The organism is Evansella sp. AB-P1, from assembly GCF_029688925.1.
Classification (GTDB): domain Bacteria; phylum Bacillota; class Bacilli; order Bacillales; family Salisediminibacteriaceae; genus Evansella.
The window spans coordinates 23351-35713 of sequence record NZ_JARUKY010000014.1 but is presented as its reverse complement, the minus strand read 5'-3'; the positions used below and the strand labels follow the sequence as shown (position 1 = coordinate 35713).

Sequence of the window (12363 nt, the reverse complement as noted above, 5' to 3'; positions counted from 1 at the left end):
ACTCTACTTCAAGAGGTTGGTGATTAATGTGCCAAGTAAAAAGAATATATATATTGTAGGTATGCTTCCCTTTTTGACTGGACTCTTAGCCATTAGTGTTGGAGAATCAAATCCACTATATTCTATCTTGTATTGGGTAGTGATGACAGTTTTAATAACCGTTAGTATCTATGGTTATATATTAGTAAAACATGAAGATAAAAAATGGCACATCCTATATTTGGTCATTTGTGGAAATCTTGCGAGTTTCTTTTTGATCGTGACTTCTTGGAGACTTTCAGGAGAAGGAATTTTCTTAGGTGTTTCGCTTCTGATTGCCTATATTTGTACTGTCTTGTATATATTTAAAAATAGTAAGAAGGTCGCAAATGCCATCTATACTCCGACAAAAAATGGGATGAGATTTATTTGGTGTGTCATTATTTTAATTTGCTTATCTCCAACAACTTATGGTGCTGCAAGGTTTAGAGTAGAAGTTTTGGGAAGAAATATTGATTTTATCTATTCCATTTCTTTCCTTGCATCCGCCATTTTTTTTGCAACCATCTTTCTAAGTACAGTACACAAATTAAAAGAATAGATTCGTAGGGACGGTTCTTGTGAGTCAAAAGAACCGTCTGTCTACTTCTGAGTAGCTCTGTTCTACCGATCATGAGGAGACGACCCAACACCCGCCAGTGATAGAAGTGCAGATGGTCTTAATTAAATATGTATTTCTTTAAGTATCTAACAAACTCTTCTTCGTTTTTCATAAAGATAACCATGTGCCTGTTACTAATTAAACACATAAAAGTAACTTCAAAGATAGGTCTATTATCAGAGTACCGATTCTTATTCCCGAAGTAATACTAATAAGTATAGTAAAAATTCATTAGATTAATGTTTCATACTTCTTTCACAAGAAAAAGAAGGAGCAACTAGTAGATTAAACTACTAATTGCTCCTTCAATCAATTAAAATACTCTAGTTTTTTATTAGTAGCGACTCCACTGGATGATTTGTTTAGCAAAACGAATGATTCATGAGAATCGTCCCCATCCACCAATCAACTTCGTCAAATCCATCACGATTACAGCTGCAACTGATAGGCCAGCTGCTATTAGCCATTGGTTAAAGCCGAACGCTTCTGGAATGGCAAAAACGTCTCTGGCAAATGGCATAATGGTAATGCTGTATAAGGTGAAGCAGAATAGGAGAGCACCTAGTACATATTTATTAGTAAAGAAGCCTACCCCAAAAATTGTTTGTGTGGTGGATCTAGCTGCTAATGTTTGTAATGTCCTCGTAAGTATGAGTGTTGTAAAGGCCATTGCTACTCCCATTTCGTCGGAATGCTGTAGACCAATATAATGGGAAATAATAACGGCTATCCCAATTAACGTTCCCCTTATAACGACAGCACGTAAGGTTTTTCCTGTAAATATCCCTTCATTCATTTTCCTAGGCTTTCGCTTCATTACATCTGGTTCCTCTTTTTCCATGCCAAGGGCAATGGCAGGAAGGGAATCGTTAACTAGATTAATAAATAGAAGTTGCAATGCTGTGAAAGGATTAGCCCAATTCATGACAACGGCAAAAAGTATGGCAATGATTGCTCCTAAGTTACCGGCAAAAAGATAACTAATTGCTTTTTTAATGTTATCAAAAACGGTACGGCCTACGCTTACGGCATTAACGATGGAAACGAAATTATCATCTGTTAAGATCATAGCAGAAGCATCCTTTGCTACATCTGTTCCACTTCCCATCCCAATACCGATGTCAGCTTGTTTTAAAGCAGGGGCATCATTTACCCCATCACCTGTCATTGCAGTAATCTGGTTCTTTTTTTGCCAGTGCCGAACAATTCGTATTTTGTTTTCTGGTGATACGCGAGCATAAACAGATATATGTTCAAGTCGTTCATCTAATTCTTCATCTGACATTTGATCAAGCTCCATACCTGTCACTGCCACATCACCATTTTCCATAATCCCAATTTCTCTTGCTATAGCTTGCGCTGTTGTTTTATGATCTCCAGTAATCATTACTGTACGAATACCTGCATCTTTCGCTTGAGCAATGGAATCATAAACTTCATCTCGAGGAGGATCTATCATGGCCAGTAATCCAACAAGAACGAGACCCTGCTCGTCTTCAATTCCTACCTCATATTTTCTTTTATCTACGTCTTTATAGGCAAAAGCTAGTACACGTAATGCTTGTTCGGAAAAATCTTCGTTTGCTTTATTGAATTGGTTTAAATATTCTTTCGTAAGGGGCTGTACCTCTCCATTTATATAAACACGATTTACAAGGGAGAGAACGACGTCAGGTCCACCTTTTATATAAAGTCTTTTCTTCCCTTTCACTTCGTGTAGGGTAGACATTCTCTTTCGATCGGAATCAAAAGGAAGTTCACCTATCCGTGGATAGCTATTTCGAATTTGTTCCACATTGTACCCTTTTTTATTTGCAAAACGTACGAGTGCAACCTCTGTAGGATCGCCAATTTCCTTTCCATCCTGCAAAATTGAAGAATCATTACATAGTATAGCAGTATTCATGAGCTCAGCTTCTGTTGCTGTCCATTCTTGAGGTTTTTCAGGAAGACTAACGCGATAATGACCAAGGTTAAAATGCTCCATGACAGTCATTTTGTTCTGTGTTAATGTTCCAGTTTTATCTGTACAAATAACGCTTGTGGAGCCTAAGGTTTCAACTGCTGGAAGCTTACGGATAATGGCGTGACGCTTTGCCATCTTGTGTGTCCCTACGGAGAGGACTATCGTTACAATTGATTGAAGTGCTTCTGGAATAGCGGCAACAGCAACAGCTACTGCAAACATTAATGCTGAAAGAATAGCTCCTGCTGTATCTGCTGTTGCAGGTCCAAGCCAAATTCTACTAACCTCTACTAAAAAAATAAAGATACTTAATACTAAAATCGCAATTCCTAGTTTTTTACTAAATACATCTAGCTTTCTCTGTAATGGTGTTTGCTTTGCTTCTGCACGCTGAAGCATATCAGCAATCTTACCTATCTCTGTATTCAAGCCTGTAGCACTAACCACAACGGTAGCTCGTCCATACACAACTAAGGAGGAGCTAAAGACCATGTTTAGACGATCACCTATTGTCACTTCTTCTGAAATAATATTTATCTCCTTGCTTACTGCTTCTGATTCTCCAGTAAGCATTCCTTCATTCACTTTTAAGGAACTGTTTTCAATGATTCGTCCATCGGCAGGAACGTAATCACCAGCTTCTAATAGAACGATATCACCAGGGACTAACTCTCTTGCAGGAATGGTTTCCTTTACCCCGTTTCGTATAACTTTTGCTGTGGGAGCAGACATTTTCCGAAGTGCATCTAAGGAGCTTTCTGCTTTTTTTGTTTGAACGACACTGATGATGGCGTTCATGACTAGAACAATAAAGATGATTATAGATTCTACATACTCTCCTAAAACGAGTTGAACTCCTGCAGCAATGAGTAGTACTACTACCATTGCATCCTTAAAGCTTTCTAGGAACAACTGCAAAATGGAGGCTTTTTTCACTTCTCCAATTTCATTGTAGCCGTCTCTTTCTAGTCTTCTGAAAGCTTCTTCCTTTGAAAGGCCTTCTTTTGAAGAATGAATATCTGATAGGACTTCTTCTGCAGCTTTTTGATAGACGATCATCTCACATTTCCCTTTCTAACTATCTATTATTTTGATCCCGCCTTGAGTGAATAGATATTAAGCTTTACCACCTCCTGCGTGCTTGAGTTCTTTTTTATACAAAAAAAACGAGACCTTTGCCTGTCCAAAATGGAAAGACAAAGGTCTCGCTAAACATGTTAGGTCAATAAAGCCGATGATCCATTAGATCATGTCATGACGACTTTATTTTGGAATGAATGAAAATCATTCCAACGCTACTCCCCTTTGTATATATATGTATATAAAAAAATAGATTAATATTTTCATATAATAGCACAATTCAAAAAATAATAAAGCTAGTTCACAAAAATTTAATATTTTGTGGTGCAGCGGGACGGTTCTCATGAGTCGTTTTTATGGAAGTTATGTAAAGCAAGATGTGGATTCTAAGCTTTAATAAAAATCGGCCTTTTGAATCAGTTGTTTTGTAAAATGAATAACTAAAACAAACAAAACCACAATTTTCCAATTATATAGTTCCAATTTATACATGTTTATAAAAAGGGTTTAAATGGAAGTGTTGGGAGATCGATTCAATTGTACATAGTTCACATTTACTATATATTGATAATGAAAACGTTAGAAATAATAAATGGAAATTTTGTAAAAATGTTGGGGTGTAGATATAGTTGTGCAACATGAAATTTGCTATAAAAAACTAATCGTAATTTATTTTTATAGCTTTTTAGATCTTTTAGTAAAAAAAGATTTAGGGGGATGACCATGTTTTTTAAGAAGAAAAACAATAGTAATTCTGATTTTAATTTTGAAAGTCAACATGGAAAGATTATAATTCCAAAAAACAGTGAGTTAGAAAGACAGGTTCAAATGATAAATCTTACAGAGGTTGACTTGAACATTATTTATTCCATCCAGCCTTTTGTGGAGGAAAACATTGAAAGCATTGTTAAACAATTTTATAAAAATCTCGAAATAGAATCAACATTAGTTTCAATGATTAATGACAATAGTTCTATTGATCGCTTAAAGAAAACGCTTAAAATACATATTACTGAAATGTTTAACGGAATAATTGATGAAACCTACTTTTCAAAACGTACAAAAATTGCACAAATGCATGTGAAAATTGGACTACAAACGAAATGGTATATGAGTGCATTCCAAGATTTACTATTATCCCTTGTAGACATTATAGATCAGAATATATCGAATAAAAAAGACGCCTTATTAGCAATAAAAGCTGTATCTAAAATATTGAACTTAGAACAACAGTTAGTTCTTGAAGCTTATGATAATGAGTCTGAAAGATTAAAAGAGAAATTAGAGGAAGGAAAGAAACAAATTCGGAGCAATGTTGCAAATGCTTCGGAAAATTTAGCAGCAATTTCAGAACAAACAAATGCATCCTTTCAACAATTGGTGTCACAGTCAGGAGAAATCACTTCATTAGCGTGCACAGGTACACAGCTATCTTCTCGAGCTCAAGAAAGAGCAGAGAAAGGGAAAAATCGAGTACATAATCAAACGAAAAACATGTTGAATATATCTCAATCATTGGACAATATTTCAAAAGATGTTCATGTATTATTAGAAAATTCAAAAGAGATGCAGGAGATCGTAAATATCGTTACTGGGATTGCAGATCAAACAAATCTATTATCATTAAATGCTGCTATTGAAGCAGCCAGAGCAGGTGACGTAGGACGTGGATTTGCAGTGGTAGCAGGTGAAATTCGTAAATTGTCTGAACAAACAAAGAATTCTGCAACAAATGTAAATAATTTAATAGGAACAACAGAATCACAAGTTGAGGAAGTAACTGAATCGTTGGAGCAGATTAGGAATGTTATTATGATTGGTAATGAATCAATGGGGAAAACATCAGAGGAGTTTGAAGAGATATTAAGTACTATGGAGAAGACGAAAAAACATAATAGTAAAATTGAGAATGAGTTAGCCTCATTTGTATCTATCGTAAACGAACTTGGTGGTGCTTTTGATGAGGTAGCTGCTTCCGCAGACCATTTAACAATAGTAACAGAGGAAATGCAATAATCAATTCCAGGCTATGTTTATCAATAAAGAACTATGAAAGAACTAATTTTGAAAGAAAAAAGACAACTGAGTGTAAGTAGTTCGGATAACGTGGAGAAATGTTATACAACACCATATAATTTCATATCAAATATTAATTTACATACTAAAATACTTACAACCACGCTTGGGAGAAATCCAAGCGTGGTTTAATTCTTTTTATTTATTTGCTTCAACTAAAAGCTCAATCAGAAATATTTTAGCATTTTGGCTAACCTAATAATAGGTAGGGTGTGTTAGTACAAGAACAATGGGATTATGCCTTAGTTTTTTTAGATAAAATTTCTAATGTACTGTGATAGTGTGGTTGACCGTGGGTAATGTCTAAAAAACGTGATTTAACCAAGCTGATAGTTTTATAATCTCCCACTAAATTTTCTAGCTCGTCTTGAGTAAAATAATGATGATACATTTTATTTTTCTCATCGTAATATGTAAAATCAGCTACCTGCTTACATCTTTCTTTTGCTTTCGCTATACTTGGTTCTTCATTGTCAAAGACATTTATATACACTAAGCCATTTTCTTTTAACCCATTCTTCAATTTGGTAATTATTTCACTAATATCGTTATCAGAGAAAAAGTTTAGTACGTTAGATAGAATTATTAGGGAATACACTTCATTCTTAATATTATATTCTCTAATGTCATCAACTTTAGCATGGATATTAAGATTGTATTCTTTTGAAAGTTCCAAACACCTACTTATTGCAGTCTCAGAAATATCTATTCCTTCTACCTCATATCCGTGCTTAGCAAAAAATAGGGCATTTCTACCTTCTCCAATACCAATATCTAATATCTTTCCACTTTTAGGAACAAGGTCAATGTAGTTTGACAACATATTGTTTGGAGTAAATCCCCATAAGTTATCAACATTTCTATATTCTTTTTCCCAAACCCCTTGTTTCATTTTAATCACTCCATAAAAAATTAAAATAATTATTACACATTAATCTATTGTTTTGTTAAGTTATCCTGCCCCATTTCCTTTAGAACTTTTCTTCACGAACTCTGTTCTTATAAATTACCTTATAATTATTTGTGAAATTAACATACAAATAGCAACCCGATTCTCACTACAATTAGTGCAGTGACAATGTGTTAATAATAATGTGATTTCATATGTTAATTTCAGCTCAAACACATACTATTGTTCATATCCCGACAAAAAAATAGTGCTAAACATAATGTTGTTTAGCACTATTTTTATTCTTTTATTCAATTTTTCTACAAGAAAATTGAATTACTTAATCTTGGAATGACTCATGAGAACCGTCCCCACGAATTGCTTGTTGCCAAATTTGGTCTGCTTTTGCTTCTGCATTTGGGTCTGGGATTAATGGTGGTGCGTGATGTGGCTTTGTTCGTGCATCAATGATCACGTTGTCACAGCCCCAATGCTTGTTGTCGTAAAAGCTATTTATACCATACATATCATGGGATGGGTTACTTCGAGTAAATGTTACCCAAAGGAAATTACTTAATTCTTCGCTTAAAAATTTACTATCATCACATAAGATGATCATTGGACAGGAGGTTAATTCTCCTTTTGCCGACACTGCGTCAGATAAACGCTTCATTTGTTGTTCTGTGTCTTCATAGTTTTCAAATTTAGGTCCTTCTACAGCTACAATACCTGGCATGACCAGTTGTGCTTGTCCGAATTCTCCTAAATCCTTTAAAGGATCTGGAACTTCCATACATAAGTCACGTTTTTTGTCACCACAAGCGGCAAAGACTACTTTACTTCCAGTATTCAAGCCTGTCCCAGAATAATCTAATGTATCAATTGTCGTGTTTGTTTGAAAATGAATGTCTCGGTGAAAGTCCATTCGTTCTAGCAAGTACGATAAGAATTCTTCCTCTTTATGAGTATCAAGAGATTGATTCTCTTCAGCAGCAATAAACAAATACTTCGCTAAGCTTAATTGCCCAGTTCCTAAAATACGGTTTGAAATAGTAAGAAGCTCTGCTGGCTGCTTCACCTTTTGATAAGGAGTATATCGTTCACTTCCAATAGCAAAAAGTAAGGGGTGTACCCCTGCTGCATCAACGGCATGAACTTCCTTTACCCCAGGTATTTCTTGTTTAATTGCTCCTCCTGTTAATTCATGAATAAGGTCACCAAAGGCTGTGTCTTCTTGAGGAGGACGACCAACAACGGTAAATGGCCAAATAGCATTTTTTCTGCCATAAACCTTGTGAACTTTCATTAACGGGAACTCGTGAACTAAACTATAGTAGCCAAGGTGATCTCCAAATGGGCCCTCTGGCTTTGTCTCTCCAGGATGAATTTCACCAGTTATAACAAAATCAGCATCATGACTAATACAATAGCCATCCATATAGCTGTACCGAAATCGACGTCCAGCTAGCATTCCAGCTACAGTCATTTCCGATAACCCTTCTGGTAGAGGCATAACAGCTGCTAATGTATGGGAGGGAGGTCCCCCAATAAAAATACTGACCTTTAATGGTTTACTTTGTTTTGTTGCCTTATGCTGATGGACCCCTATTCCACGATGGATTTGATAATGAAGTCCTATCTCTTTGTCCATCTCGTATTCGTTACCACTTAGTTGAACTCTATACATTCCTAAATTGGCATTCATAATTCCTGGCTTTTCAGGATCTTCTGAATACACTTGAGGCAAGGTGACAAATGCACCACCATCATCTGGCCAATGATGGATAAGTGGTAGATCAGATATATTAATTTCTTCAAAATGAGCTGGTATACCCTTTGATTTTTTCATGGGAAGTGCTTTCGTTGCAGTAACCCCACTATTCATCTGTTTAAATGGATTTTTTAATGCTTTCATTGGGTCATTTCTTAAGGAAATGACGTTTTGTGTGGCTTCCCATGTCTTTTCAAAAATAATCTTGCTTCTTTCCACTGTTCCAAATAAATTGGAGACTGCCTTATATTTTGATCCTTTAACGTTTTCAAATAATATTGCAGGTCCTCCAGCTGCATATGCCTTCATATGGATTGCAGCCATTTCTAGGTAGGGATCAACTTCCTCTTTAATACGAATGAGGTGTCCGTTTTTCTCTAAGTGAAGGATACATTCTTCTAAATTACGATACATAATCACTAGCTCCTATTTTAGTCGTTTCTTTTATTATACTTGTTATAGCATTATATGTCTCTTTTTGCTGTAAGCCTTTTAATTTTGTTGTTACACGTTAACCTTCATGAAAAAATGAAGGCGCTTCCGCTTTAATTAGCAGAAACGCCCTTTTATTCTACATTAGCTCTCGTTCGTTTATTAAATCATTTTTTATTGCTACTCTCATTAATATGGAGTTTATTTCTTTCACGATTTGATTTTCTCTATAGCACAATGATTGCAGTAAATCGTTCTCTTCTTTATAGTTTATTCCTTCATATTCACTTTTACCATTTATCTCAAGCCAATTTCTTATTTGACGAGCTTTTGCTGCAAATTTCTTTTGATCAGCAAATAATTTTTTTAGTCTATACATATCCTCTACCAACATTTTTTCTGGGATTAATACAGAAACATAGGCAAGAATGCTATTTAATTTGCATTCATTTGCTAAGTATGAACGACGGTTACCTTTATTTCCTACAGTATATTTTAAGTTTGGTAATCGTATTAAATGTATAGAATGAGGGTGCTTATTAATCCACCCTTTTTTCTTAATATAGGATCGTAGCCTTTTTAAAGTAGTGTCTTTTTCAAGCTCTTTCTGTGGAATAGATAATCCGATTATATCGTTTGGATTAACACTTGTAATGCCTATGTCAACAGTGAAAAATTTCCCGTAAGGAGAAACTAATTCATCATATTCCATGAACCTCTTATTTTTTATAAATAAGCTAATCAAAAAAAACACCTCCCTTATTAAAAAGTATAGGGAAAGGAGGTGATTTATTCTTACAATTTAAGCTTTTCCTAATATCAATTAAATTGTAGGTTTATTGTAATGAAATTTCTGAAAGCTTAAGCTTAATTGATGTGCAATTTGCTCGTAACCTTTACCATTTGGATGGATTCCCCACGCTAAAAGCTTTTTCCCATGAGACATAAATAGTTGGTGCAAATCAATATAGTGAATATTTGAAGAAGTATAAGAATAAAGAACGGAGTTAAATTGATAAATCCAATAATCACTATAGGAGAGTTTTGGATATGGATTATATATACCGATTAATTGGGCGATATAGGATGAATCATTTGCTGCCTTTTTTATTTCTGATATTTTATATAAGATTTGATTTATGGTTTGATTGAAGTAGCCATGTACATCTTGAAAAACAGCTGGGTTTTTCATTTTTTTATACATTCTATTTGCTCGAATTAAATCGTTTCCCCCAATAGAAATGGTAATAATTTTAGAAAAATAAATGCTCCTTTGAATTTCAGGATTAGATAGCATGTGTAATAGTTCAGTAGATGTAATTCGAGGCTTTGCATACATATTCGTTACAACTGGTATACGGTAATAATATTCAAGAAACTTGGCATACCTTTGAACAAAACCGGATTTATTGAAGGACCCAACCCCGGCGGATAACGAGTCTCCTAAAGCTGTATAATAGATTGGTGCTTTCATTCTCTCCACCTCATTACTATCCAAGCTATAATTATTTATATGATTCGTGTAGAAATTTGTTACTGCTCATCTATTTGGAAGGTTGAATGGAGTAGGTATGAAGTAAATGAATGAAGTATGTTAAATGCTTTTTTAAAAAATTGTCTACCCTGAAAATAGCTGTTATAAAACTTAATCGTATTAGCAAATAAAGGTCAGGTTAATCATTCGTTCCAGCCCACTTCGCTTTCACCCCAAGGGTATAAGTGCGACATCTTCACTACATTCGCAATCGCAGTGTCTATCTTTACCGCGGGCAACGCCTCAGCCTCACCCTTCGCACACTGTGCCGAAGTGCGGGGTCTTCACCTGTTGCTGTTCCCACAGGGAGTCTCGTAGGATTCCACTCATTCCAATTGGATTAAAATTAATTTTCATCCAACATGGTGCAAGTGTTTTCTTGCATGGGCAGTATATCCTGAAAATAAAACTGCTTCAGGAGTGAAATACGGTAGTCAAGAAGTGTTCTAGACGACTGCAAAGCAGCAAAAAGCAATAACAAATTTAACAGAGCTAAAAATTAAGTGTATAGAAATGAAGGATATGTATATTTTATAAAATACACCTTGTATATGGTTGGAGATTGAAACTAAATCTTAGGGGGAGAGAACTGGATATAGTCGCTGCAGTAGCTACTTTTGATTTCTGAATCGAAACAATAAAAAAGATAGCCTCCATGTATAAGGAGGCTATCATGAGGGTTAAGTAAACGTATTATTTAGTTGTTGTTATTGTTGTTGTTGCGATTGTTACGGTTGTTTCTGTTATTTTGGTTGTTGTTGTTAAATTCATTTTCGTTTGCAAACTCCGCATTTACGTTATCTACATTTAATTCTTGGTTATTGTTTTCATTATTGCGGTTGTTGCGGTTACGGTTGTTATTATTATTGTTGTTAGCCATTTGATATCACCTCCATAACAGTAATTTTTCCAAAAAGAATTTTTTCATACCAATTTTTTTTCTTCAAAAGATAACAATTTTATAAAAAAGTTACCCATTTACAATTTTCCCACCATTAACATGGATTACTTGACCTGATACATACGATGAATCATCAGATGCTAAGTAAACATAACTTGGTGCAAGCTCTGCAGGCTGTCCAGGTCGTCCCATTGGTGTATCAGTTCCAAAATTACTCACTTGGTCCGCTGGAAAAGAGGCAGGAATAAGTGGTGTCCAAATTGGACCCGGTGCCACTGCATTTACTCGAATGCCGTTTGATACTAAGTTTTCTGATAATGATCGCGTAAAAGCAATCATTGCTCCTTTTGTTGAAGCATAATCCATTAAAACAGGATTGCCTTTGTAGGCAACGATGGAAGCAGTATTAATAATCGTACTGCCTTTTTTAAGGTGGGGCATGGCAGCCTTAGTTAAATGAAAGCAAGAAAAGATATTTGTTTTAAATGTCCGTTCTAACTGCTGTTCGGTAATGTCCTCAATTTTTTCTTGATAATGCTGCTCCGCTGCATTGTTGATCAGGCAATCTAGCTGACCATAATGATTGACTGTTTGCTGAATTATCTGTTCACAAAAGGATGAATCTCCAATATCACCGGCAAGGAGCAAGCATTCGCCACCGTACTTTTCTACTTCGTTTTTTGTTTTCTCTGCATCCCCTTGTTCGTCTAAATATGTGATAGTGAGCTTAGCACCTTCCTTCGCAAATGCAACTGCTACTGCTCGTCCAATACCACTATCTCCACCAGTAATGATGGCCACTTTGTCTTTTAATTTCTCACTCCCTTTATAGTTTGGATCGTCATAAATTGGTTGCGGGTTCATTTTACTTTCTGTTCCAGGCTGATGCTGTTGTGTTTGTGGAGGTTGTCCATTGGATTGACGACTCTTTACATCACTATATTTCATTGCCTTTCACTCCTCTTTTTTTATATAGTATTAGAATGTGGATTTATTAAATGGAATAACCGAAATTTTATATAAAAAACATAGTTTTGTTGCAAAGAAAGATCAATGATAGGTTACATTTTTCGG

At 35.2% G+C, this 12363-nt stretch carries 9 protein-coding genes; 2 read left to right on the top strand and 7 right to left on the bottom strand.

Features of this window, described 5'->3' with window-relative positions; genetic code table 11:
• Window positions 1–28: 28 nt before the first annotated feature.
• The gene (locus QA612_RS15120; RefSeq protein WP_278284653.1) at window positions 29–580 is read left to right on the top strand and encodes a hypothetical protein; all 552 of its coding nucleotides are present in this window, start codon (window positions 29–31) and stop codon (window positions 578–580) included.
• Window positions 581–1019: 439 nt separating this feature from the next.
• On the opposite strand, the gene QA612_RS15115 is transcribed toward QA612_RS15120, so the two are convergent.
• Window positions 1020–3665 carry a cation-translocating P-type ATPase gene (locus QA612_RS15115; protein WP_278284652.1) on the bottom strand — a complete coding sequence of 882 codons (2646 nt, stop codon included), beginning with the start codon at window positions 3663–3665 and terminating at the stop codon, window positions 1020–1022.
• A gap of 744 nt (window positions 3666–4409) precedes the next feature.
• Here QA612_RS15115 and QA612_RS15110 point away from each other — a divergent pair.
• Window positions 4410–5702 (top strand): globin-coupled sensor protein, encoded by a 1293-nt coding sequence (locus tag QA612_RS15110; RefSeq protein WP_278284651.1) that lies wholly within the window; start codon window positions 4410–4412, stop codon window positions 5700–5702.
• 295 nt (window positions 5703–5997) lie between these two features.
• Here QA612_RS15110 and QA612_RS15105 read toward each other — a convergent pair whose 3' ends face one another.
• From QA612_RS15105 to QA612_RS15080, 6 genes are all read right to left on the bottom strand, one after another.
• Window positions 5998–6654: a class I SAM-dependent methyltransferase gene (locus QA612_RS15105; protein ID WP_278284650.1), complete on the bottom strand. Its 657-nt coding sequence runs from the start codon at window positions 6652–6654 to the stop codon at window positions 5998–6000.
• A gap of 337 nt (window positions 6655–6991) precedes the next feature.
• The gene (locus QA612_RS15100; protein WP_278284649.1) at window positions 6992–8836 is read right to left on the bottom strand and encodes a UbiD family decarboxylase; all 1845 of its coding nucleotides are present in this window, start codon (window positions 8834–8836) and stop codon (window positions 6992–6994) included.
• A 157-nt stretch (window positions 8837–8993) separates the two neighbouring features.
• Window positions 8994–9599, bottom strand: coding sequence for a hypothetical protein (locus QA612_RS15095; protein WP_278284648.1), 606 nt, complete (start codon window positions 9597–9599; stop codon window positions 8994–8996).
• 78 nt (window positions 9600–9677) lie between these two features.
• Window positions 9678–10328 (bottom strand): GDSL-type esterase/lipase family protein, encoded by a 651-nt coding sequence (locus QA612_RS15090; protein WP_278284647.1) that lies wholly within the window; start codon window positions 10326–10328, stop codon window positions 9678–9680.
• Window positions 10329–11085: 757 nt separating this feature from the next.
• Window positions 11086–11268, bottom strand: a complete 183-nt coding sequence (locus tag QA612_RS15085; protein ID WP_278284646.1) for a hypothetical protein — start codon at window positions 11266–11268, stop codon at window positions 11086–11088.
• A 90-nt stretch (window positions 11269–11358) separates the two neighbouring features.
• Window positions 11359–12237, bottom strand: a complete 879-nt coding sequence (locus QA612_RS15080) for an SDR family oxidoreductase (protein WP_278284645.1) — start codon at window positions 12235–12237, stop codon at window positions 11359–11361.
• Between the last annotated feature and the right edge of the window lie 126 nt (window positions 12238–12363).